The 24854-nt window shown below is 61.6% G+C and carries 20 protein-coding genes; 12 read left to right on the forward strand and 8 right to left on the reverse strand.

All coding sequences use genetic code 11. The features are described from left to right. Positions 1-126 precede the first annotated feature (126 nt). Genes AC13EY_RS11985 through AC13EY_RS12005 form a run of 5 tightly spaced genes read right to left on the reverse strand, consistent with a single transcriptional unit; the run spans position 127 to position 4208 of the window. A complete protein-coding gene (locus tag AC13EY_RS11985; protein ID WP_482876732.1) occupies positions 127-939 on the reverse strand; it encodes a diguanylate cyclase domain-containing protein in 813 nt (270 codons plus the stop codon). A 41-nt stretch (positions 940-980) separates the two neighbouring features. Further along, positions 981-2333 carry an MATE family efflux transporter gene (locus tag AC13EY_RS11990; RefSeq protein WP_233048322.1) on the reverse strand — a complete coding sequence of 451 codons (1353 nt, stop codon included), beginning with the start codon at positions 2331-2333 and terminating at the stop codon, positions 981-983. Between the two features lie 4 nt (positions 2334-2337). After that, the gene (locus AC13EY_RS11995; RefSeq protein WP_233048323.1) at positions 2338-2703 is read right to left on the reverse strand and encodes a translation initiation factor Sui1; all 366 of its coding nucleotides are present in this window, start codon (positions 2701-2703) and stop codon (positions 2338-2340) included. After that, positions 2700-3245 (reverse strand): NUDIX hydrolase, encoded by a 546-nt coding sequence (locus AC13EY_RS12000; protein ID WP_233048324.1) that lies wholly within the window; start codon positions 3243-3245, stop codon positions 2700-2702. The genes AC13EY_RS11995 and AC13EY_RS12000 overlap by 4 nt, the downstream gene beginning before the upstream one ends. 3 nt (positions 3246-3248) lie before the next feature. Beyond that, entirely contained in the window at positions 3249-4208 is a 960-nt protein-coding gene (locus AC13EY_RS12005) for a DUF2333 family protein (protein ID WP_233048325.1), read from the reverse strand. 174 nt (positions 4209-4382) lie between these two features. Here AC13EY_RS12005 and AC13EY_RS12010 point away from each other — a divergent pair, with 174 nt between their 5' ends. The 12 genes from AC13EY_RS12010 to AC13EY_RS12065 all read left to right on the forward strand — a co-directional run bounded on the left by AC13EY_RS12010 (position 4383) and on the right by AC13EY_RS12065 (position 20433). Next, a complete protein-coding gene (locus AC13EY_RS12010) occupies positions 4383-6350 on the forward strand; it encodes a methyl-accepting chemotaxis protein (protein ID WP_233048326.1) in 1968 nt (655 codons plus the stop codon). 109 nt (positions 6351-6459) lie between these two features. Then, the gene (gene dsbD / locus AC13EY_RS12015) at positions 6460-8265 is read left to right on the forward strand and encodes a protein-disulfide reductase DsbD (RefSeq protein ID WP_233048327.1); all 1806 of its coding nucleotides are present in this window, start codon (positions 6460-6462) and stop codon (positions 8263-8265) included. Between the two features lie 137 nt (positions 8266-8402). Then, complete coding sequence (aroQ, locus tag AC13EY_RS12020; protein ID WP_228245221.1) at positions 8403-8846, forward strand: type II 3-dehydroquinate dehydratase; 444 nt, start codon at positions 8403-8405, stop codon at positions 8844-8846. A gap of 31 nt (positions 8847-8877) precedes the next feature. Then, positions 8878-9333 (forward strand): acetyl-CoA carboxylase biotin carboxyl carrier protein, encoded by a 456-nt coding sequence (gene accB, locus AC13EY_RS12025; RefSeq protein WP_233048328.1) that lies wholly within the window; start codon positions 8878-8880, stop codon positions 9331-9333. A 19-nt stretch (positions 9334-9352) separates the two neighbouring features. Beyond that, on the forward strand, positions 9353-10693 hold the full coding sequence (gene accC / locus AC13EY_RS12030) for an acetyl-CoA carboxylase biotin carboxylase subunit (protein ID WP_088273459.1): 1341 nt from the start codon (positions 9353-9355) through the stop codon (positions 10691-10693). A gap of 126 nt (positions 10694-10819) precedes the next feature. Further along, the gene (prmA, locus tag AC13EY_RS12035; RefSeq protein WP_228245217.1) at positions 10820-11698 is read left to right on the forward strand and encodes a 50S ribosomal protein L11 methyltransferase; all 879 of its coding nucleotides are present in this window, start codon (positions 10820-10822) and stop codon (positions 11696-11698) included. Positions 11699-11769: 71 nt separating this feature from the next. Next, the gene (locus tag AC13EY_RS12040) at positions 11770-12981 is read left to right on the forward strand and encodes a DUF3426 domain-containing protein (protein WP_228245216.1); all 1212 of its coding nucleotides are present in this window, start codon (positions 11770-11772) and stop codon (positions 12979-12981) included. Between the two features lie 221 nt (positions 12982-13202). Then, positions 13203-14189: a tRNA dihydrouridine synthase DusB gene (dusB, locus tag AC13EY_RS12045; RefSeq protein ID WP_335599181.1), complete on the forward strand. Its 987-nt coding sequence runs from the start codon at positions 13203-13205 to the stop codon at positions 14187-14189. Next, entirely contained in the window at positions 14186-14509 is a 324-nt protein-coding gene (gene fis / locus AC13EY_RS12050; protein ID WP_088273456.1) for a DNA-binding transcriptional regulator Fis, read from the forward strand. The genes dusB and fis overlap by 4 nt, the downstream gene beginning before the upstream one ends. Positions 14510-14591: 82 nt before the next feature. Beyond that, positions 14592-16199: a bifunctional phosphoribosylaminoimidazolecarboxamide formyltransferase/IMP cyclohydrolase gene (gene purH / locus AC13EY_RS12055; RefSeq protein WP_228245213.1), complete on the forward strand. Its 1608-nt coding sequence runs from the start codon at positions 14592-14594 to the stop codon at positions 16197-16199. A 92-nt stretch (positions 16200-16291) separates the two neighbouring features. Continuing rightward, on the forward strand, positions 16292-17572 hold the full coding sequence (gene purD / locus AC13EY_RS12060; RefSeq protein ID WP_335600754.1) for a phosphoribosylamine--glycine ligase: 1281 nt from the start codon (positions 16292-16294) through the stop codon (positions 17570-17572). 119 nt (positions 17573-17691) lie between these two features. After that, a complete protein-coding gene (locus AC13EY_RS12065) occupies positions 17692-20433 on the forward strand; it encodes a response regulator (protein WP_335599183.1) in 2742 nt (913 codons plus the stop codon). A gap of 189 nt (positions 20434-20622) precedes the next feature. Here the strand turns inward: AC13EY_RS12065 and AC13EY_RS12070 are convergent, their stop codons facing one another. From AC13EY_RS12070 to rplI, 3 genes are all read right to left on the reverse strand, one after another. Then, complete coding sequence (locus AC13EY_RS12070) at positions 20623-22863, reverse strand: YgiQ family radical SAM protein (protein WP_308444258.1); 2241 nt, start codon at positions 22861-22863, stop codon at positions 20623-20625. Between the two features lie 2 nt (positions 22864-22865). Beyond that, complete coding sequence (gene dnaB, locus AC13EY_RS12075) at positions 22866-24269, reverse strand: replicative DNA helicase (protein ID WP_088273910.1); 1404 nt, start codon at positions 24267-24269, stop codon at positions 22866-22868. A 135-nt stretch (positions 24270-24404) separates the two neighbouring features. Beyond that, complete coding sequence (gene rplI / locus AC13EY_RS12080) at positions 24405-24851, reverse strand: 50S ribosomal protein L9 (protein ID WP_088273451.1); 447 nt, start codon at positions 24849-24851, stop codon at positions 24405-24407. Between the last annotated feature and the right edge of the window lie 3 nt (positions 24852-24854).

Consider the following 24854-nt stretch of genomic DNA (forward strand, 5'->3'; position numbering starts at 1 on the left):
AGTCGGGTGGAAATAGGCCAAAATGGCCAGAGTTGAAGGCGATTTGCGGAGCAATGTCGCCAAGAACAGGTTCGCTGCATCAAAAATTCAGTTGATCGACACCGGTAATGCGCAAATCTGAATTGATCAGCGATTCCCTAATACCGCCAGCTCCTCGCCGCCCAGCCGCAATGCCAGGTCGTGCGGACGAATCGTCGCCACCATGCGCTGGCCGGCCTGAATCAGCACTTGGTCACCACCAGCGTGCCCACGCTCATCATTGATCCGCTTGAAATGATCCAGATCGCCATAGACAAAGCCGACCAGCAACCCCTCGCGCTCGGCACGACTGATGATCGCAGGCAACATGGTGCGCAACCCCTGACGGTTCCACAACTGCGTCAATGGATCAATCAGCGCCCGCCGCTCGGCCGCACCCAGCGCCTCCTGCAGCCAGGCCGCATCCATGCGCAACTGATGCGCAACAAACAGGGCCTCCAGCAACTGTTGAAAGTCGCCCATCGCCTCACGTTCGCTGTCGGTCAGCTCACGCGGCGCGGTATCGTGCACACAGAACGAGCCGATCCTGCTGCCATCGGGCGCATGCAGAGCAATGCCCGCATAAAAACGCACAAACGGATAGCCGGTTACGGCCGGATTATCGAAAAAGCGCTCATCGGCGTGCGCATCCTGCACGTAGAGAATATCGTCGGACAGAATGGTGTGACCGCAGAACGAAACGTTGCGCGGCCCTTCAAGATTCGTCGCTCCGATGCGCCCCTTGAACCACTGGCGATCAGAGTCGATCAGGGTCACCAGCGTACTGCCCACGCCAAACATCCGCTGAGCGATGCGCAGCAATGCATCAATATGCGGATCAGGTGGCGTATCCAGCAGTTGCATGGCGCGGAGCGCGGCCAGACGCTGCTGTTCATCTGCCGGTATGGACGCCTCTATCATTGCTCTTCTCCCATTACTGCCCAGCCCTTTCAGCATCACTTCTAATCTAGCTGCATCCAGCGGTCCGTGCGCCAGAGCCAGGCAAACCAGCCCCCCAGAAGCAGCGAGCGCAACGCCATAAACGTCAAAAAGCCAAACCAGACAAGATGATTACCTTGGCCTTGCAAGGCCCACGCCAGCGGCAGGTAGCACACCAGCGCGAGCAGCATGGTATTGCGCATGGCCAGGGCGCGGGACGCGCCGATGAACAAGCCGTCAAGCAGATAACTCCAAACGGTCACCAGCGGCATGATCGTAACCCAGACCAGATACTGCCGGGCCAGCGCCCTCACCTCCGGCAAATCCGTAAGCAAACGAATGAGCAGATCGCCGCCCAGAGCAAACGCCGCAACAAAAGCCAGGCTCAGCACCAGCGACCAGCCGGTGGTAATCACCAGCACCTGGACCAGCCCACGCTTGTCCCGCTTGCCCAGGGCGTGACCGCCAAGCGCTTCGAGCGCATGTGCCAGACCATCAAGCGCATGGGAGGTAATCAGCAGAAAGTTGAGCAGCACCGCGTTGGCCGCGACCACCTCATCTCCGAGCCTGGCACCCTGCACCACCAGCAGATAGAACACCGACTGCAACGCCAGGGTGCGAATGAGAATATCCCGATTGACCCGCAGCAGCGGTGCCGCCCCTTTGAGCCTGAGACCTCGCACCCAGTCAAACGCCCCGGGGTATTGCCGCAGGGTGGACCGCACAAGCGCGAGCCCGAGCAGCAGGCCGAGCACATCACCGCAGACGCTGGCCCAGGCCGCACCCTGCACGCCCAGATCCAGCCCAACCACCAGCAGCACATCCAGCAGCATATTGGTCAGGTTGACGGTCAGCAGCATCGCGAACGGCACGCGGCTGTTCTGGGCACCGATAAACCAGCCGATCAGCACAAAGTTGGCCAGTGCCGCCGGCAGACTGATCAGGCGAATCTGAAAATAGGCGCGGGCCTGCTCGAGCAGCGCCTCACTGCTCTGCAGATAGTGCAGCCCCATATTCAGTAGCGGCGTGCGAAACAGCCAGACCAGTGCACTGATCAACACCGCCAGCCAGATTGCCTGCAGCAGGATACGTCGGAGCTGATCGCCATCTGCGCTGCCACAGGCCTGCGCCGCAAACCCGGTGGTACCCATGCGCAGAAAGCCCGTTGCCCAGAGCACGAAGGTAAACAGCGTGCTGCCGACAGCCACAGCGCCCAGATGATGTGCCCCGTCCATATGCCCGATAACCGCGGTATCGACCAACCCGACCAGCGGCACACTGATATTGGAGAGAATCAGCGGCAGCGCGATATGCCAAACCCGGCGCTGCGCCAGCGGGTCGCGCCAGGCGTTCACCAGTTGCGGCCGAAGGATCACCCGCTCAGCCTCCGGCGCGCTTGACCTTGAACCCTTCCGCCACCAGCAGCTCGCAGACCTGATCGACCTTGTCGCCCTGAATCTCGATAATGCCGTCCTTGACCGCGCCGCCACAGCCGCAGCGATTCTTCAGCCGCTTGGCCAGCGCCTTGAGGTCATCGGCGTTCAGCAGTACACCGGTCACGGTGGTTACCGTCTTGCCACCGCGGCCTTTGGTTTCCCGGCGCACCCGGGCGATGCCGTCACCCTCGGGGATAGCCTGGTCAGCACAGCGACATTGCGCCACCGGCTGTTCACAGCCCGGGCACAGACGCCCGGCATCGGTCGAATACACCAGGCCACCCAGGGCCTGCAAACCGGTTTTTTTCATGCATGAAGTTCCAATGACGAGTGTTGCAACAGACGCGCCAGCGCTTCCAGGGAGTCGGGAGCGTATTGCTCCCCCGCACGCTGCCAGTCACTGCGCGGGTCTACCCAGCGTACCGCTTGCACCTCTTCCGGCTGCAGCGTCAGCGGGCCATCCCAGCGGCAACTGAATACCCCGCCCCACAGCTGGCTCTCGGCCGAGTTGAAGAAAAATCGGAAGTGTTCGGTCAACGGCACACCGGCTACCCCCAGCTCTTCGGCCAGCTCCCGTTCAGCGCCCTGCAGATAACTCTCACCAGCCGCCACTACACCGCCAGCTGCCACATCCCAGAAGGAAGGATACAGGCGCTTGTGCGGCGTGCGCTGATGCACACACAGCTCACCACGGGAGTTGAATACGAAGATAAAGGTACAACGGGTAATCAGACCACGCGACTGAGCGTCGGCACGCGACACGACACCCAGTTCACGATCCTGCTCATCGACATGAATCACCCGCTCGCTGCCGGAGGCCTGAAGATAGGCCGCGATGTGTTGCTGATCCACAAATCAGCCCTGTTCCAGCAAGCGGCGCAGCTCAATCATGCCGGCGTTGGCACGGGACAGATAGTTGGCCATGACCAGCGAATGGTTGGCCAGCATGCCGAAGCCGTCACCATTCAGCACCATCGGACTCCACAGCGTCTGCTGGGTGGCTTCCAGTTCACGGATGATCTGCTGCAGGCTTACCAGCGCGTTCTTCTTCTCAAGCACATCGGCGAAGTCATGCTCAACCGCACGCAGCAGTTGCACCAGGGCCCAGGAAGTACCGCGAGCCTCGTAGAACACGTCGTCGATTTCCAGCCAGGGCGTTGTCTCGCCAAGCTTTCCGCCGGTCGTCAACGGCGCGCGCCCCACACTGGCAGACAGGCGTTGCGACATGGAGCCAAGACGGGTGCTGACATCCCCTACCCAGCTGGAGAGGTTGTCTGCACGGGAGTAGAAGTCCGCCTCACCGCGTTGCAGGCGTTCGATATAGCTGTCGAGAGAGCGAATACCGTCGCGATATTCGCTTTCGCTGGCCGGCATGGCCCAGCTGTTGTTGTCGAAATGCAGCCGCGGCTCCGCCTTGGCCAGATCACGGTCCTCGGTAGACTGCGACTGCGAACGCGCCATATCGCGGCGCAGCGCACGGGTCATGTCACGCACCTGAACCAGCACGCCATACTCCCAGCGCGGCATGTTATCCAGCCACAGACCGGGCGGCATGATGTCGTTGCTCAGGTAGCCACCCGGCTTCTCAAGCAGGGTCTGCACCACAGCTCGCAGGGTGCGGGCGGTGTATTCGCCATTGACCATCTCGGGTTGCGGGGCACCGGCAACCGGCTCCAGATCAGGCTCGCTGCTCCAGTACCAGCCCACCAGCAGGCAGATAAAGAGCCAGATCACAACCAGTGCCAGCACTGCGCCGCTTACCAGTGAGCCATGACCGTCGCCGCCCGTAGCTGCGTTGCGCTTGCCAAATTTCATATTCCGACTCCTGTGGCTATTCTGCGGACCAGCATATCACGGCTGTTTGAATGGCTGCGCAGATCAGCGAAAACGCACTGCCGGGGGCGCGCCATCATCCGGCCAACGCATTCATCAAGCTGTCACACAACTGACATTATTATCCCGGCAGTCCGATTCTACCGGGGTACTGCCATGCGCCTGAAATCTCTCACCCTGTTCAATACCGTGCTGCTCGCTGCTGCCGGCGTAGCGCTGGGTGCCAGCCTGTGGTGGTCGCAACAGGCGTTGAAGGCTCCCTATGCACTGATGGACGCCTATCTCAACATGGTCGGACAGACCCAATCCCTGCAACAGGACACCGAGGCCTACCGCCAGCACGGTGATGCCCTGCGCCTGCAACAGGCCCAGAATACGGCTGCCGCGTTGCAGCAAAACCTGCAGCAGTTCCCGGAAACCATCCGCCAGCCATTCGACGCACCGCTGGCAGAGTTTGTCGAATTTATGCAGACCGATCTGCTGGCGGTCGGCAAGCTGGCCGGTGATCCGCAGGCATTACTGATTCAGGCCGAGCGCGAAGTGCTGGCCGAACTTTCACACCTGGCTGCCTACAGCCGCGACGGACAACGCCAGGGCGCTGAGGCGGCGGCAGATTATGTGCGCCTGATTGACGAATTGCAGGCCAACCTGGTGCGGATCAGCCTGGCAAGAGCCCGCCTGTTCAGCCAGAACGATCCCGCCTTGATTGAAAACCTGCAGCGCCTGCTTGCCACCACACGCCAGAACGCCGACGAGCTCGACCGGCTGCCGCTGCTCGGCGTGGTCGAGGCGCAGCAGAAAAGCAACGACCCCTTCGCCTCATTGCTGGGTGTCGATACAGGCAGCAAGGCAAGCGCCAGCGACCCTGGCAGCGACTACAAGCGCGCCCTGCAATCGCTGCTCAACCGCTACCCGGCAGAACTGGAACGAACCAGCGCATTGATCAGCGAGCGCGCCAGACTGCAACAGATCACCGGCGAGCGGATCGCCGGCCTGCTGCAAGGGGCCGAGCAAATGCGGCCGGCACTGACCGCTGCCCGCGACCGTGTCACCGCCCAGGTGCGCAACGTTCAGTTGGGCATCATCGCCATGCTGATTCTGATCGCGATTCTGATCGAGCGCATGCAGCGCTCCCTGGCCAACGGCATCAGCCAGTTCGCGCCGGTCCTGTCGACCTACGCCGGCGGTGACTTCACCAAGCCCGTTGCTACCCGCAGTCGGGTACAGGAACTGAAACAGCTCGAGCATTCGGCCAACCAGTTGCGCCAGTATCTGATCGAACTGGTGACCACCATCAATCAGCAGGCCGAGGCACTGAGCGGCACCAGCGACGACCTGGAAAGACTGTCTGCCGACACCCATGACCGGGCAGCCCAGCAACAGCGCGACACCCAGTCAATCAACCAGGATATCGGCGGCATGGACGAAGCCATCCGTCTGGTGGCCACCAACGCCGGCGAAAGCGCCGAGCTGGCACGGATCGCCAACCGCGAGGTGCGCGATGGCCAGCAGGTGATTGGCGGCACCATCGCCCAGATGCAGCAACTGGTGGTCGAGGTACAGAACAGCGCCCGTACCATCGACCGCATGGTGGCCGAATCAGACACCATTGGCAGCGTGCTGGAGGTTATTCAGGGCATTGCCGAGCAAACCAACCTGCTGGCCCTGAACGCCGCCATTGAGGCGGCCCGGGCTGGTGAGGCCGGGCGCGGTTTTGCCGTGGTCGCCGATGAAGTGCGGGGGCTGGCCCAGCGCACTGCCGGCTCGACCCAGGAAATCCGTCAGCTTATCGAACGGCTCCAACAGGTGGCTCGCCAGTCCGCCGGTCAGATGGAGGAGCAGGTCAAGCACGCACGCAATACCGCCGAGCAAGGCCAACTGGCGGACGCGGCACTGGGCCGCATCGTCAACGCCATCGAGCGCATCAATGAATTGGCCGAGCATATCGCCACCCACACCGACGCCCAGTCTGATCGGGTGCGCACCATCCGAGAAAACAGCCAGCAGATTCACCATCTGAGCGAGGCCAACCTCGGCATGGTGGTGCATACCCGCCAGCATACCCAGCAGATCAGCCAGCGCAGCCGCGCCCTGCTGTCGGCGGTCTCCGCCTTCCGAATCTGACCGGCTGAGCCATTCAGCAACAATTGCGGCACTGCGCCTCATGGCCAGTGCCTTTCACCTGCCTGCGTCAGCCTTTATGATGACCGTCCACTTTTCGGTCGGTTATCCCATGCGCGCGTTTCGTTTTTGCCTGATGCTGCTGGTATTGCTAAGCGCCAGCGTCCACGCCCAACTCTCCGGCAATGGCTCTCTTACCGGGCTGATCCAGAGCGGCAGCAGCCAAAATACCTTTCTGCCGGTTCATCAGGCCTTTCGCCCGGATATTCTTGACGCCAGCGCGCAACAGGTCACGGTCATCTTTGAAATGGCGCCTGGTTACTACCTGTATCGCCACCGCCTGCACCTGAGCAACCCGCAAAGCCCGGACCAAGACCTGCAGATCAGCCTGCCGGAAGGCAAACACAAGACAGACGAGTATTTCGGCGACGTTGAGGTCTACTACGACCAATTGCAGATTCAGCTCGACGCCAGCCAATTGACCGCAGGTCAGACCCAGCTGCGGGTCGGCTTCCAGGGCTGCGCCGACGCGGGTCTTTGTTACCCGCCGGAAACCGTCATGCTGGATCTGCCGGCACCGGCTGCGGGCGGCACTGCAGGCAGCGCGAACACCTCCGCAGCAGAGCCGACAACGACAGCAGCCCCCAGTGGCAGGGACAATGGCCGTCTGATGACCTGGCTGCTGTTTCTGCTCGGTGGCATCGGCCTGACCTTTACCCCGTGCGTGCTGCCCATGCTGCCGATTCTCTCCAGCATGGTGCTGGGCCGCAGCCATATCAGCCGCGGCCGTGCGTTGTCGCTGGCGCTGGGCTATGTGCTTGGCATGGCCGTGACACTGGCGATTGTCGGCGCACTGATCGGCAGCTTCGGCGCCGCGCTCAATCTGCAGGCACGCCTGCAATCGCCCTGGATTCTGGGCACCTTCGCGGTGTTCTTCGTGCTGTTTGCACTGGCCATGTTCGGCCTGTTCGATCTGCGCCTGCCCGAGTTCCTGCGCGAGCCGCTCGAACGTCTGAATCGCCGCGCCCACGGTGGGTCACTGGCAGGGGCAACGGCGATGGGCGCGCTGTCCACGCTGGTGGTATCGCCGTGCATTTCCGCGCCGCTGGCCGGTGCGCTGGTCTATATCAGCAGCACCGGGGACACCATAGGCGGCGGCCTAAACCTGTTCGCCCTGGGTCTGGGCATGGGGGTGCCGCTGATTCTGGTAACCCTGTTCGGCAAGAGCCTGCTGCCCGGTTCCGGCCCGTGGATGGAAACGGTCAAGCATCTGTTCGGCTTTGGCTTGCTGGCAGTCGCCATCTGGCTGCTTGAACGTGTCCTGCCGGGCCCGATAAGCCTCGCCCTGTGGGCTGCATTGGCCGCAGGTCTCGCCGTGCGGCTCGGGCTGATGCAAGGCGGCAACTACCTTCGTCAGACCATAGCCCTGCTGTTTGCGCTGTATGCCGCAGCCGCGCTGTTCGGCGCACTGGCTGGCGGCGAAGACCCGCTCAGGCCGCTGCAGCCACTGGCTGGCGGCAGCGCGACTCAGCCGGCCACTGCGGCTTTCACGCTGATCAGGGAGCCCGTCGAACTCGAACGCCAGCTGGCTTTGGCTGCCGAGCGCGGCCAGCCCGCGATCGTCGATGTTTATGCCGACTGGTGCATCAGCTGCAAGATCATGGAGCGCACCATCCTCAGCCAACCGGAGGTACAGGCACTGCTGGCCAACCATCTGCGCATCAAGCTTGATCTGACCGACAACAGCCCGGAACAACGAGCCTGGCTGACCCGCCACCAGTTGTTCGGCCCACCCGCCTACCTGTTTTTTGCCACCAACGGACAGGAACGCCGTGACCTGCGCATTCAGGGCGAAGTCTCACTGGAAGAATTCAGCAGCCTCGCCAGCCAGTCCGCGCAGGAAAAGATTGCGCCATAATGCAGCCATCATGCTGACATCTGATGTCAACAGTCCACTTCTGGACAGGCCGACCTGATTACGGCAAACTGCCGGAAAAATCTTGACTGACGGGTCACTGCCGCAGCGCACCCGTCCTGCAATGGAATACACGCACAATGGCCAGCATCCTGGTCCTCCACGGACCCAACCTGAACCGCCTCGGCAGCCGTGAACCCGGCGTCTACGGCGCGACGACACTGGATCAGATCAACCAGCACCTGCGCGAACTGGCCAGCCAGCAGGGGCATCATCTGCTCAGCCTGCAAAGCAACGCCGAGCATGAGTTGATCGAACGCATTCATGCCGCGGGTGACGAAGCCATCGACTTCATCATCATCAATCCGGCTGCTTTTACCCACACCAGCGTCGCAATACGTGACGCATTGCTCGCAGTGAGCATCCCATTCATCGAAGTTCACTTATCCAACGTGTATAAGCGCGAACCCTTCCGTCATCACTCCTACTTTTCGGACGTAGCCGAGGGAGTGATCTGCGGTCTGGGAGCCAAGGGCTACGAGCTGGCCCTGCAAGCCGCGATACACAAGATCGACCAAAACTGATTACGCAACCTGCTCTGGAGTGCATGCATCAATGGATATTCGCAAAGTCAAAAAACTCATCGAACTTCTGGAAGAGTCCGGCATCGACGAACTGGAAATACATGAGGGCGAGGAGTCGGTTCGCATCAGCCGTCACAGCCAGCACGCACCGGTACCGCAGTATCAGGTAGCCCCTGCTCCGGCCCCGGTTGCCGCCGCGCCTGCACCGGCCGCCGCACCGGCCGCCGAGCCAGCAGCTCCGGCCGAACCGAGTGGCCACCTGGTTCGCTCGCCGATGGTTGGCACCTTCTACCGCTCGCCGTCCCCGACTGCGGCCGTATTCGTTGAAGTGGGCCAGACCGTCAAGGCCGGCGACGTGCTGTGCATCGTCGAGGCGATGAAGATGATGAACCACATCGAAGCCGACAAGAGCGGCGTGGTCCAGGCGATTCTGGTAGACAACGGCCAGCCGGTCGAATTCGATCAACCGCTGTTCAGCATCGCCTGAGCCCGGGCCGGAGGCTTAGATGCAAAAAGTACTAGTTGCCAACCGAGGTGAAATTGCCCTGCGCGTGATCCGCGCGTGCAAGGAACTCGGTCTGAAAACCGTGGCAGTGCACTCCACTGCCGACCGCGAGCTGATGCACCTGGCCATGGCAGACGAAACCGTCTGCATCGGCCCGGCACCGGCGACCGACTCCTACCTGAATATTCCGGCGATCATCAGCGCTGCAGAGGTCACCGGCGCTGACGGTATCCACCCCGGCTACGGCTTCCTCGCCGAGCGTGCAGACTTTGCCGAGCAGGTGGAAAACTCCGGATTCACCTTCATCGGCCCGAGCGCCAGCGTGATCCGCCTGATGGGCGACAAGGTCTCCGCGATTGCCGCCATGAAGGAAACCGGCGTACCAACCGTGCCCGGCTCCGATGGCCCACTGCCGGAAGACGAAGCCGAGTGCCTGAAGATTGCCCAGCGCGTCGGCTACCCGGTGATCATCAAGGCCGCCGGTGGCGGTGGCGGTCGCGGCATGCGCGTCGTGCATGAAGAGTCCGAGCTGATCAAGTCGATCAAGCTGACCCAGGTTGAAGCGGGCGCTGCCTTCGGCAACCCGATGGTCTATCTGGAAAAGTTCCTGACCAATCCGCGTCACGTGGAAGTGCAGGTACTGTCGGACGGTCAGGGCAATGCCGTTCACCTGGGCGACCGCGACTGCTCGCTGCAGCGCCGTCACCAGAAGATCATCGAAGAAGCGCCGGCACCCGGCATCGACGAGAAGGCGCGCGCCGAAGTTCAGGCCCGCTGCGTTCAGGCCTGTATCGATCTGGGCTACCGTGGCGCAGGCACCTTCGAGTTTCTGTATGAAAACGGCGAGTTCTATTTCATCGAAATGAATACCCGCGTACAGGTTGAGCATCCGGTTTCGGAAATGGTCACCGGCATCGACATCGTCAAGGAGCAGATCCTTGTCGCATCGGGCCAGCCGCTGAGCATTCGCCAGGAAGATGTTGTCATTCGTGGCCACGCCATCGAGTGCCGCATCAACGCCGAAGATCCGAAGACCTTTATGCCCAGCCCCGGCACGGTCACCTTCTTCCACGCTCCAGGCGGCAACGGCATCCGTGTCGACTCCCACCTGTACAGTGGCTACAAGGTTCCGCCGAACTACGACTCGCTGATCGGCAAGCTGATCGCCTACGGCGCGACGCGCGATGAAGCGCTTGCACGTATGCGCAACGCCATCGACGAGCTGGTAGTAGACGGCATCAAGACCAATACCGCACTGCACCGTGAACTGGTCCGCGACCCCGGCTTCTGCAAGGGCGGCGTCAACATTCACTATCTGGAGCACAAGCTGGCAGGGAAGTAACTGCAAGCTGCAGGCTCACAGCGTATTATCTGCACCATTCGGGGGAGCGAATTATCGCTCCCCTTCTTTTTCTGCTGATCTTGCAGCTTGAAGCTTGCCGCTTGAAGCTGCGCCAAAGGAGCCCCCATGTCCTGGCTGCAACTGCGTCTTGCCATTACCCCCGAACAGGCCCCCACGCTGGAAGATCAGCTACTGGAACTCGGCGCTGTGTCGGTCACCTTTATGGATGCCGAAGACCAGCCCATCTTCGAGCCAGACCTGGGCACCACCCCGCTGTGGTCAAACACTCACCTGCTCGCGCTGTTCGAAGCAGACACCGACCCGGAAGCACTGCTGCAGCATCTGCGCCTGCTCTGGCAAGCCGAGCTGCCGCCGCACGAGCTGGAAAAAATCGAGGATCAGGACTGGGAGCGCAGCTGGATGGACAATTTCCACCCCATGCGTTTCGGTGAGCGTCTGTGGATCGTACCCAGCTGGCATGCAGCGCCAGAGCCCGACGCGGTCAACCTGTTGCTGGACCCCGGTCTGGCGTTCGGTACCGGCACCCACCCGACAACATCACTGTGCCTGCAGTGGCTGGATGCACAGCAGCTGCAGGGCAAGACGCTGATCGACTTCGGCTGCGGCTCAGGTATCCTGGCCATCGCCGGCCTGTTGCTCGGCGCAGAGCACGCCGTCGGTACCGATATCGACATTCAGGCACTCGAGGCCTCGCGCGACAACGCCCAGCGCAACCAGGTTGCCGATGACCGCTTTGATCTCTATCTGCCCGAGCAGATGCCGGATACACCGGCTGATGTGCTGGTGGCCAATATACTCGCCGGCCCGCTGGTCAGCCTGGCGCCGCGTCTGGCCAGCCTGGTAAAACCCGGGGGCCTGCTTGCCCTGTCCGGCATCCTCGCGGAACAGACCGACGAGATTCTGCAGGCTTACCGCGACGACTTCGAGCTGGACCCGGTCGCCAACCAGGAAGGCTGGATTCGGGTCAGCGGCCGTCGCCGGTGACAGCCCGCCCCTGATCCGGGCAGAATACCGACTCGAACAGCAAACCTCCGCAACAGGACAGCCGGCCATCCATGAGTGAACTGCAGGTCACCCAGTGCCCCTTCTGCAAGACGCACTTTCGTCTGACTCATGAGCAACTGCATGCCGCCGCAGGGCATGTCCGTTGCGGCGCCTGCCTCAAGGTGTTCAACGCCTTGCCTCAGAGCGCAATGGCAGACCTGCCGGCAGCGCCCGAACGGCCCGCGAGCTCCCATCGGGAGGATTTTCTGATCCATGACGACCTGGAACTGGACGACCTGGATCTGGAAGCCCTGGGTCTGGACGAGTCCATTCTCGACGAGATCAATCCATCTGCAGCGGGCAGCCCACCCCCTGCAACCGGCGACGTCGACCCTGCAGATGACGTGACGCCGGCCCGCGGTAAAACCGACGCCAGGATCGGAACCAGCCTTGACGCACTGATTGAAGATGAGCCGGATCTCGACGAATCCTTTCTGGCGACGCCACCTGCGCGTGATATCGGCCCGTTAAGCGCCAGTCGCTCGACCACCAACGATACCGCCTCAGCGCCGGCACAGGTGGTGCCGTCCACTCCCCTCATGCCCGACGACCGCATCGTGCCGCAACCGGACGACACCGACGAGCCGATACACCGTGATCGCAGGGAGCCCGCGTTCTCAGTGGTGCCCGATACGGAGACGGACAGCGTACCGGCACAAAGAGAGCCGGCCTTTGGCGATCTGCTGCACCTGCCGGAGCTGGAAGATGAGCCCTTGCCGTTCGAAGCACCACTTAGCCGACGTCGCGCACGCCACAACTGGCTGTGGGGCATCCTGTGTCTGCTCGCAATAGCGGCTCTGGCCACCCAGGCTGCGCTGTACAACCTGGATGCGTGGGCGCGCAATGCACAGTTGCGCCCCACGCTGGAGAGTATCTGTCTGATTACCGGCTGCCGCCTGCCGGCGCGCGTCGATATCAGCCAGATTCGGAGCAGCAACCTGCTGGTCCGCCCGCACCCGGAGTTTCCGAACACGCTGGACATCAATCTCATCATCTACAACCGAGCCGATTTCGACCAGCCATTCCCGGTCATCCGCATGGCATTCAGCGATAGCCGCGGCCGCGTTACAACGACCCGCGACTTTCGTCCCACCGAGTACCTGGCCGGCGAGCTGGCGGGGCGCACTCTGATGCCGTCACAGACGCCGATACATATCGCCTTGAGCATGGTCGCCCCGAGCCAGCAGGCAACCAGTTACCAGCTGGACTTCGTCACGCCCTGAGCCTTTCGTCGGCGCGCACCGCTGGCTGTCGCGCGGTGCCGCCAATTGGCCTAAACTCGCTGGTCAGCTGTACAAAAAACACCCAGAACAGTCTTTAACCGGTCATGCTTTGCGGGTATCATGTGCGCCCTTTTCGCCCATCTTCGCCCTGAGCCAGAGCGGACGGGATACAGCGACCCGCCAGCCGCACTGAAAACCGACAGTACAGGGATGGACCAGCAGTGATCAGTATCGGACCCTATCAACTCACCAATCGTGTGATTCTGGCCCCGATGGCCGGCGTTACCGATCAGCCCTTCCGGCAGCTGTGCCGGCGACTGGGTGCCGGGCTGGTCGTGTCCGAAATGGTGACCAGTGATACCCGGCTGTGGAACAGCCGCAAGTCACGTCTGCGTCTGGTGCATGAGGGTGAGCCCGAGCCACGCTCGGTGCAGATTGCCGGTGGCGATCCCGAGATGATGGCACAGGCGGCGCGGATGAACGCCGAGCTGGGCGCACAGATTATCGACATCAATATGGGCTGCCCGGCAAAGAAGGTTTGCAACAAGGCCGCCGGTTCTGCGCTGTTACGCGACGAGCCGCTGGTTGCAGCCATCTGCGAGGCCGTGGTTCAGGCCGTTGATATTCCCGTTACCCTGAAAATCAGGACCGGCTGGGATCCGGAGAATCGCAACGCCCTGCGGGTAGCGCGGATTGCCGAAGACAGTGGCATTCAGGCGCTTGCCGTGCATGGCCGCACCCGCTCCGAGCTATACACCGGTCACGCCGAGTACGACACCATTGCCGCAGTCAAGCAAAGCATCCGTATCCCGGTATTCGCCAACGGCGATATCACCAGCCCGGACAAGGCCCGCCAGGTCCTGCAGCACACTGGCGCTGACGCCGTCATGATTGGCCGTGCTGCCCAGGGCCGCCCGTGGATCTTCCGCGAGATTGACCACTTTCTGCGTACAGGCCAATACCTTCCGCCCGCGTCACTGGATGAGCAGCAGCAGATTCTGACCGACCATCTAAGCGCACTGCATGCCTTTTACGGCGCCGAGCACGGCGCCCGTATAGCCCGCAAGCACGTCAGCTGGTATCTGCAAACCCTGCCTGGCGCCACCGAGTTTCGCAGGGACTTCAACCGCATTACCGATGCGCACCAGCAACACATCGCCATCGCGCATTACTTCGCCCGTCTGCTGGAAGGAGATCTGGCAGCATGATTTACGACACCACCCTACCTGATGGAAGCCACACCGTGAGTGACAGCAGTCAATCCATCATCCCGGCAACCGGGATTGATGACATCCGCACCCCGAGAACGCTGCGCGACAGTGTCGAAGAGGCCCTGCACAACTATTTCCAGCATCTCGAAGGCCAGGACGTTACCGACGTCTACAACATGGTGCTTTCGGAGGTCGAAGCACCGCTGCTTGAGAGCGTGATGAATTACGTCAAGGGCAACCAGACGCGAGCCTCGGAAGTGCTGGGCCTGAACCGCGGAACGCTGCGCAAGAAGCTCAAACAGTACGGACTGCTCTGAAGCTGCCAGCCAGAATTGCCTCCACTTGAAGCTTGAGGCTTGTAGCTTGAAGCTGATTTTTTGAACCTAGCCTGGATCCAAGATGACCGATCAAACTACCCGCCTGCCGGTACGCCGCGCACTGATCAGCGTTTCCGACAAGACTGGCATCGTCGACTTTGCCCGCGAGCTTACCGCCCAGGGCGTTGAAATCCTCTCCACCGGTGGCACCTACAAGCTGCTGTGCGAACAGGGCATCAAGGCTGTTGAAGTAGCCGACTACACCGGTTTTCCGGAAATGATGGACGGCCGGGTCAAGACCCTGCATCCGAAGATCCACGGTGGTATCCTCGGTCGTCGCGACCTCGATGGCGACGTCATGGCGCAGCACGGTATCCAGCCAATCGACATGGTCGTGGTCAACCTCTATCCGTTCGCCGCCACCGTCGCCAAGCCCGGTTGCACCCTGCCCGACGCCATCGAGAACATCGACATTGGTGGCCCGACCATGGTTCGCAGCGCAGCAAAGAACCACAAGGACGTCGCCATCGTCGTCAACGCCAGCGATTACGACAGCATCGTGGAAGCCCTGAAGAGCGGCGGCCTGACCTACGCCCAGCGCTTTGACCTGGCCCTGAAGGCGTTCGAGCACACCGCTGCCTACGACGGCATGATCGCCAACTACCTCGGCACCATTGAGCAGACCCGCGACACCCTGAGCACCGAAGACCGCGCTACCTTCCCGCGCACCTTCAACAGCCAGTTCATCAAGGTGCAGGACATGCGCTACGGCGAGAACCCGCACCAGGCCGCCGCCTTCTATAAGGAAGCTGCCCCGGCCGAAGCCAGCATCGCCACCGCGACCCAGCTGCAGGGCAAGGAACTGTCCTACAACAACGTAGCCGACACCGACGCCGCGCTGGAATGCGTCAAGAGCTTCACCAAACCGGCCTGCGTCATCGTCAAGCACGCCAACCCCTGCGGCGTGGCGGTGGTCCCGGAAGACGAAGGCGGCATCCGCAAAGCCTACGATCTGGCCTGGGCAACCGACAGCGAATCCGCCTTTGGCGGCATCATTGCCTTCAACCGTGAGCTGGACGGTGCCACCGCCGCCGCCATCGTTGAGCGTCAGTTCGTTGAAGTCATCATCGCCCCGCGCATCAGCGCCGAAGCCCGTGCTGCGGTCGCCGCCAAGGCCAACGTGCGCCTGCTGGAATGCGGCGAATGGGGCACCGAGCGCCAGGCAGACTGGGACTACAAGCGCGTCAACGGCGGCCTGCTGGTGCAGAGCCGAGACATCGGCATGATCACCGCAGACGACCTGAAGGTGGTCACCAAACGCGCGCCGACCGAACAGGAAATCCACGACCTGGTGTTCGCCTGGAAAGTCGCCAAGTTCGTCAAATCCAATGCCATCGTCTACGCCAAGGGCCGCCAGACCATCGGTGTCGGCGCCGGCCAGATGAGCCGCGTCAACTCCGCCCGCATCGCTGCCATCAAGGCCGAGCACGCAGGCCTGCAGGTCGCCGGCGCGGTCATGGCATCCGATGCGTTCTTCCCGTTCCGCGACGGTATCGACAACGCCGCCAAGGTGGGCATCAGCGCCGTTATCCAGCCCGGCGGCTCCATGCGCGATCAGGAAGTGATTGACGCAGCCGACGAAGCCGGCATGGCCATGGTCTTCACCGGCATGCGCCATTTCCGTCACTAATCCCTGAGCCGCAAGCTGCAAGCCGCAAGCAGAGCGCCCAAACAGCGCCGCTTGCAGCGTGAAGCTTGAAGCTCTCTCCACAGGAGAGTTACATGAATGTACTCATTATCGGCAGCGGCGGGCGTGAGCACGCGCTGGCGTGGAAAGTGGCGCAGGACGAGCGCGTCGAGAAGGTCTTTGTCGCCCCAGGCAACGCCGGCACAGCGATTGAGGCCAAGTGCGAAAACGTCGCCATCGACGTGCTGGAACTGGACAAGCTGGTTGCCTTTGCCAAGGACAATGTCAGCCTGACCATCGTCGGCCCCGAAGCCCCGCTGGTTGCTGGTGTTGTTGACCGTTTCCGCGCGCAGGGCCTGCCCTGCTTTGGCCCGACCGCCGGGGCCGCGCAACTGGAAGGCTCCAAGGCCTTCACCAAGGACTTTCTGGCCCGTCACCAGATTCCAACTGCCGAGTACCAGAACTTTACCGAGATCGAGCCCGCGCTGGCTTACCTGCGCGAGAAAGGCGCACCGATCGTCATCAAGGCCGACGGCCTGGCTGCTGGCAAGGGCGTGATCGTTGCCATGACGTTGCAGGAAGCCGAGGATGCCGTGCGCGACATGCTGGCCGGCAACGCCTTCGGCGAAGCAGGTTCACGCGTGGTCATTGAGGAGTTTCTCGACGGCGAAGAGGCCAGCTTCATCGTCATGGTCGACGGCGAACACGTGCTGCCGATGGCGACCAGCCAGGATCACAAGCGCGTTGGCGACGGCGATACCGGCCCCAATACCGGCGGCATGGGCGCCTACTCCCCTGCCCCGGTGGTGACCAACGAGGTCCACCAGCGGGTCATGGAACAGATCATCTGGCCGACCGTGCGCGGCATGGCTGCCGAAGGCAACATCTATACCGGCTTCCTCTACGCCGGTCTGATGATCGACGCCGACGGCAATCCCAAGGTCATCGAGTTCAACTGCCGTTTCGGCGATCCGGAAACCCAGCCGATCATGCTGCGCCTGCAATCAAGCCTCGTTACCCTGGTTGAAGCAGCCAATGCAGGTACCCTGGATCAGGTCAGCGCCCAATGGGATCCGCGTTGCAGTCTCGGCGTTGTGCTGGCTGCCGGCGGCTACCCTGCCGACTACGCCAAGGGCGACGTCATCAGCGGACTGGAAGAGGCGGTCAGCGACAATGGCAAGGTGTTCCATGCCGGCACTGCGCTGAAAGATGGCCAGGTCGTTACCAGCGGCGGTCGGGTCCTCTGCGCCACCGCGCTTGGCGAGACCGTCAAGGCCGCCCAGCAGGGCGCTTACGAGCTGGCCCGACAGATAAGCTGGAAAGGGAGCTTCTACCGCAGCGATATCGGCTACCGCGCCATCGCCCGGGAGAGCTGAACAAGGCACGGCCGGACAGGAGACTGTCCGGCCGCTGCATTTCTGCAGGCAGATGGCTGCGCTATACTGGCCAACGCATTGTATCAACCGGACACCAGAACCAAGGACAGGACTCAATCGTGAAGCAGATCAGCTCGTTGATACTCGCCCTGATTCTGGGTATTGCCTTCACGTTCACTACCTGGATCGACAAGGTACAAAGCGGCACGCCCGCTTATCGAACCTATGTCGACGCCAGCGGCGAGCTGCTGCTGCAGGACATCCTGTCCAACCGCTACGCCAACCGCTTCGTACCCGCACCTTCCGCGCCTCTTAGCCTGCCCGGCAAACCGGGTGCGCTGTGGGTCGAAGTCCGTCTCGACAATGTCGAGAACCGATTACTGATCCTCGAAAACCCCAGCATCGCGCTGATCGAGGTCTATCGATTGCAAAACGGCGAGGCCAGCCACCTCTATCGCACGGGCAGCCGGATGCCGGCCGACACCCGGCCATTGCCATTCCATGGCTTTGCTTTCCCGCTTGAGCCCAGTACCAGCGCTGGCGACACCCTGATTCTGCGCCTGCAGAACGATTACCCGCTGAGCACCCGAATCGAGCTACTGGATGTCAAGGAAGCCTCGGCACGCCACAGCATGCAGCAGACGCTCCAGGGCATACTGGTCGGTCTGATGCTGGCCCTGGTGCTGCACTGTCTGTTGCACGGCGTGCTGGGACGCGACCCGTTCCACCTGCTGCTGGGCGGTGCAAGCCTGCTGATGTCGATCAGCAGCCTGAGCGGTTTGAGCTGGATTGCCGAGGCTATGCCGCGACTGTACGGTCATCCCGGCGAAATCGTTCATCTCAGTGCCTATCCGCTGCTGGCCCTGCTGACTTGCTCGCTGCTGGGTAACGACAGCCGCAGCAATCGACGTCATGCCATTTACGCAGCGGCGGTCGTAACGGCACTGCTGACAGCTGGCTGCGCGGTGTTCCCGTCGCTTTCGCGTCTGCTCATCCATACCGTTCACATCGGCCTGCCCGCGGCCCTGCTGCTGCTTGCGTACTGGGTAAGCATCCGCGAGCAACGTTTGGACGTCCCCTTCACCAGTGCAACCTGCCTGCTGCTGGGTAACGGCCTGATGGAGGCCATGGCTGGCCAGCAACAGCCGGAGGCCTATCTGGCGGAGCTGCTGCTCTGGAGTGCGCTGGTGGGTTACAGCTGGAGCCTTTATCGCCGCCTGCAGGGAATCATCAGTCGCCGCGCACGCGACCGCCAGGACAGCGCAACCGCGCGTGCCGAGCAACGCGCCAAGGCCGAGTTTCTGGCACGTATCAGCCACGAGATCCGGACGCCGATGAACGGTGTTCTGGGCATGAGTGAACTGCTGCTTGATACCGCCCTGTCCGCCAAACAGCGTGATTACGTGCAGACCATCCATGGCTCCGGCAACGACCTGCTCAACCTGATCAACGAAATTCTCGACATGTCGCGGCTGGAGTCCGGTCAGTTGACCCTCGAACGGGTGCAGTTCGATCTGCATGCGCTGGTCAACGATTGCCTCGATATCTACCGCGCCCGCGCCGAAGGACAGGGCATTGAACTAATCGGCTTCGTCCACCCGGAGGTACCTCGCACCCTTCAGGGCGACCCTACACGCCTGCGTCAGATCCTGATGAACCTCCTTGCCAACGCCCTGCACTATACGGAACAGGGTGAGGTGCTGCTGGTGGTCGGAATGGAACAGAAAGATGGCGCTCCTCAGCTGCGCTTTGCAATTCAGGACACCGGCGCCGGCATGCCGGAAGATGCGTGCAACAGTCTGCTCAACAGCGATTTCAAGGTCACCCGCTTCCTCGATCAGTCCGATACTGACGGCAAGTTGCCACTGGTGATCACCCGCCAGTTGATCGGCATGATGAAGGGCCAACTCGGCATCAAGTATGCCAACGACCAGGGCACCACCGTCTGGTTTACCCTGCCGGCAAGCAGCATCGATGCAGGGCTTGACGCAGACACGGATGGCAGCAGCCTGACTGACCGCAATGTGCTGATCGTTGACGACAACGCCACCTGCCGCAAGGTTCTGCAACAGCAGACCGCAGCCTGGGGAATGCGCGCGCAATGCGCATCAAACGGTCGCGAGGCACTGGCCCTGCTGCGCAGCCAGGCCAATCTGGGCAATCCGTTCGAAATCATTCTGCTCGATCAGTCGATGCCCGGCATGAGCGGCGTTGAACTGGCCGCCCGCATCAAGGACGACCCGACCATAAACAGCGATCTGCTGATCATCATGCTGACCGGAATCAATCAGGTACCCAGTCGGGTCATTGCCCGCAATGCCGGTATTCGCCGGATTCTCAGCAAACCGGTTGCCGGCTATACCCTGCGCACCACTCTGATAGACGAGTGGGCACAGCGCCGTACCCCGGCCCAGGACAGCAGTGACCGCGACCAGCCGGTCGCGACCCGGGAGGAAAACCACTTCAGGGTTCTGGTTGCCGAAGACAACGCGATTTCAACCAAGGTCATTCTCGGCATGCTGGCAAAGCTGCAGGTGTCTGCCACAGCGGTGGATAACGGCGCCAGAGCGCTGGAGGCAGTGCAACAGCAGCCCTTTGACCTGGTACTGATGGACTGCGAAATGCCCGAGATGGATGGTTTCACCGCTGCCGAACGCATACGCCAGTGGGAGCAACGCACTGGCAGCCAGCCGATTCCAATCATCGCCCTGACCGCCCATATCCTTCCCGAGCACCGCGAGCGGGCACGCAAGGCCGGCATGAACGGCCATATGGCAAAACCGGTGGAGCTGAGCCAGTTACGCGAACAATTGCAACACTGGCGCGAACTCAAAGCCGAGAGCGACCTGTCCCTGCTCTGAGGTTCTCACCTCTAACAGGCCGACGCGGCGGCATAGTCGGCCCACCAGCGCATCCAGATTTCGTTCAGCATGACGGAGCCCTCTGCGAATTGCAGCGGCGCCTGACGACGCCACCTGATAATCACTGTAGGCAGAGAATGCGCTCACGGCCATTCGAAAACGGCTATCAGGACAATAGCCCCGTCGCCTCTATCCGCGACGGGCCGGCTTGCGCCTTCCGCCTGACGGCTTGCCGGCCCCCTTCCCTGCGCCCTTGCCCGCGCCAGTCTCGCGCGGCGGCAGTCCGGTATGCTGGGTGAGCACGCGCCCGGCCTTCTTGCTGCCGGCGGGTGTCGAGTTCTTGCGGCGGGCGCTCTGGTATCCGGCCACTGCGGGCTGGAATGCCGGAATCAGCTGATGCTTGCCGTTGCCAATCAGATCAGCGCGACCCATATTGGTCAGCGCCTCGCGCAGCATCGGCCAGTTGTTCGGATCGTGATAGCGCAAAAAAGCCTTATGCAGGCGCCGCTGGCGCTCGCCCTTGACGATGTTCACGCCGTCGCTCTTGTAGGTGACCTTGCGCAGCGGGTTCTTGCCCGAGTGGTACATGGCCGTCGCAGTCGCCATAGGTGACGGGTAGAACGCCTGCACCTGATCAGCGCGGAAGCCGTTGCGCTTGAGCCAGAGCGCCAGGTTCATCATATCCTCATCGGTGGTGCCCGGATGCGCGGCGATGAAGTACGGGATCAGGTACTGCTCCTTGCCCGCCTCTTTCGAGAACTTCTCGAACATCTGTTTGAAGCGATCGTAGGAGCCGATGCCCGGCTTCATCATCTTGGTCAGCGGCCCTTCTTCAGTATGCTCCGGTGCAATCTTCAGGTAACCGCCCACGTGGTGGGTGACCAGCTCCTTGACGTATTCCGGCGACTCCACGGCCAGGTCGTAACGCAGCCCGGAGGCAATCAGAATCTTCTTCACCCCCGGCAGATCCCGAGCCTTGCGATACAGCGAGATCAATGACGAGTGATCGGTATTGAGGTTCTCGCAAATACCGGGGAACACGCAGGATGGCTTGCGGCAGGCAGCCTCGATTTCCGGGCTTTTGCAGGCGATGCGATACATGTTGGCCGTTGGCCCGCCGAGATCCGAAATCACCCCGGTAAAGCCGGGAACGCGGTCGCGAATTTCTTCGATTTCGCGAATAATCGAGTCGTGTGACCGATTCTGTATGATGCGCCCCTCGTGCTCGGTGATCGAGCAGAAGGTACAGCCACCAAAGCAGCCACGCATGATGTTGACCGAGAAACGAATCATTTCGTAAGCCGGAATGCGCGCATCACCATAGGCCGGATGCGGAACGCGGGCGTACGGCAGACCGAACACGTAGTCCATCTCTTCAGTCGACAACGGAATTGGCGGAGGGTTGAACCACACATCGCGGTCACCATGGCGCTGCACCAGAGCCCGGGCGTTGCCCGGGTTGGTTTCCAGATGCAGCACGCGGTTGGCGTGAGCATAGAGAACCGGATCGCCTTTGACCTTATCGAACGCAGGAAGGCGGATCACCGTGCGGTCACGCTCCAGGCGCGGATGCGGCAGCAGCTCGACTACCTGAACATCATCGTCACTTTGCTGGTCCGGGCCCTTGGCCTGCTCTACAGCACAGGCTGCTGTGTCCTGAGTATTGACGTAGGGATTGATGATCTTGTCGATCTTGCCAGGGCGATCAATGCGGGTCGAATCCAGCTCGAACCAGCCCTCGGGGGTATCACGACGCACAAAGGCCGTGCCACGCACGTCGGTAATACTCTGGATCGGCTCGCCGCGGCTCAGACGATGGGCCACCTCGACGATCGCCCGCTCGGCATTGCCGTAGAGAAGAATATCGGCCTTGGCATCGATCAACAGCGAATGGCGAACCTTGTCCTGCCAGTAGTCATAGTGAGCAATGCGGCGCAGCGATGCCTCAATCCCGCCGAGCACAACCGGCACGTCCTTGAAAGCCTCACGGCAACGCTGGCTGTAGACCAGGCTGGCACGATCCGGGCGCTTGCCGCCACTGCCACCGGGCGTATAGGCGTCATCGGAGCGCACCTTGCGGTCAGCCGTGTAGCGGTTGATCATCGAGTCCATATTGCCGGCAGCCACACCGAAAAACAGGTTTGGCTTGCCCAGCTTCATGAAGTCATCTTTGCTGTGCCAGTCCGGCTGGCTGATGATACCAACGCGGTAACCCTGCGCCTCGAGCAGCCGCCCGATAATGGCCATGCCGAACGACGGATGGTCGACATAGGCGTCGCCGGTAACAATGATCACGTCGCAGCTGTCCCAGCCGAGCAGGTCCATCTCCTCCCGACTCATCGGCAGGAAAGGCGCCGGACCGAAGCACTCGGCCCAGTAACGCGGGTAGTCGAACAGTTGGTGCTTCGCGACCGGAATGCTGACCGCCATGCTTACTCCTCCCCGTAGCCGGAATAGGAACCGGGTGCGAGGTTTTCAAAACGGGTATATTTGCCCAGAAACGCCATCCGTGCCGTGCCGATGGGGCCGTTACGCTGCTTGCCGATGATCAGCTCGGCGATACCCTTGTCCTGGGTATCTGGGTGATAGACCTCATCACGGTAGACGAACATGATCACGTCCGCGTCCTGCTCGATCGCGCCGGATTCCCGCAGGTCAGAGTTGATCGGGCGCTTGTTCGGGCGCTGCTCCAGCGAGCGGTTAAGCTGCGACAGCGCAATAACCGGTACGTTGAACTCTTTGGCCAGCGCCTTGAGCGAGCGGGAAATTTCGGAAATCTCGTTGGTCCGGTTTTCCGAGCTGGCCCCACCAATGCGCATCAGCTGCAGGTAGTCGATCATGATCAGGCCAAGATCGCCGTGCTCGCGCACGATACGACGCGCGCGTGTGCGCATCTCCATCGGGGACAGGCCGGCGGTGTCGTCAATGAACAGCTTGCGGTCGTTGAGCATGTTGACCGCCGAGGTCAGACGTGGCCAATCCTCGTCATCAAGACGGCCGGAACGCACCTTGGTCTGATCGATCCGCCCCAGTGATGAAAGCATACGCATGATCAGCGACTCGCCCGGCATCTCCAGGGAGAACACCAGCACGGCCTTGTCGCTGCGCATCACCGCATTTTCGACCAGGTTCATCGCGAAGGTCGTTTTACCCATCGACGGACGACCGGCCACAATAATGAGGTCAGCCGGCTGCAGGCCCGAGGTCATGTTATCCAGCTCGGTAAACCCGGTAGACAGACCGGTAATCGACCCTTCACTGTTGAACAGGGTGTCGATTCGGTCGATGGCCTTGGTCAGCAGGCTGTTGACGCCCTCTGGGCCACCGGTCTTGGGGCGGCTTTCAGCAATCGAGAAAATCTTGCGCTCGGCTTCATCGAGCACTTCGGTCGCCTGCATTCCCTTGGGATTGAAGGCGGTGTCGGCAATTTCGGTGCTGACACTGATCAGTTGCCGCAACGTTGAACGCTCGCGAATAATCTGCGCGTAGGCGCTGATGTTGGCAACCGAAGGGGTATTTTTGGCCAGTTGGCCGAGATAGGCGAGCCCGCCCACCTGATCAATCAGACCTTCCTTGTCGAGATCTTCCGCCAGCGTCACCACGTCGAATGGCTGGTTGCGCGAGGCCAGGCGCACCAGCGCCTTGAAGATCATTCGGTGATCGTGCCGATAGAAATCACTTTCGCTGAGCAGCTCTGAAACGCGTTCCCAGGCCATGTTGTCCAGCATGACCCCGCCCAGCACAGCCTGCTCGGCCTCAATGGAGTGCGGCGGTACCTTCAATGCTGCGGTCTGCAGATCGAGTTCCGGATGTTCGCTATACAGTGTGTCAGTCATGAAAGGGCGCTCAAAACGGCTGGTACAGAAATGCAACACGGCGCCTGTCCGGAGACAGGCGCCGTGTGACAAGTCTAACGAGAATGCACCGGCAAATCACCCGCCACGGGCGAGCACTGCCAGTGCAACCCGTTATCAGCCGGCTACAACAACCAGCTTGACGGTGGTTTCAACGTCAGTGTGCAGCTGCACGACGACATCGAACTCACCTACGTTGCGCAGCGCGCCGTCGGGCAGACGAACTTCGCTCTTCTCGATGGCAACGCCAGCTGCGGTAACGGCATCGGCGATGTCGCGAGTACCGATGGAACCGAACAGTTTGCCCTCTTCGCCAGCGTTGGCGGCGATGGTAACAGTCAGTTCAGCCAGCTGAGCGGCACGGGCGTCAGCCTCGGCCTTCTTCTCTGCAGCCAGTTTTTCCAGTTCGGCACGACGTGCTTCGAACGCGGCAACGTTTTCAGCGGTAGCCGGAGTAGCCTTGCCGAAAGGCAGCAGGAAATTGCGAGCGTAACCAGCCTTGACAGCGACTTTGTCGCCCAGGTTACCCAGGTTCGCGATCTTTTCGAGCAGGATAACTTCCATTGC

The sequence above is a fragment of the Halopseudomonas sp. L-58 genome, assembly GCF_056859475.1.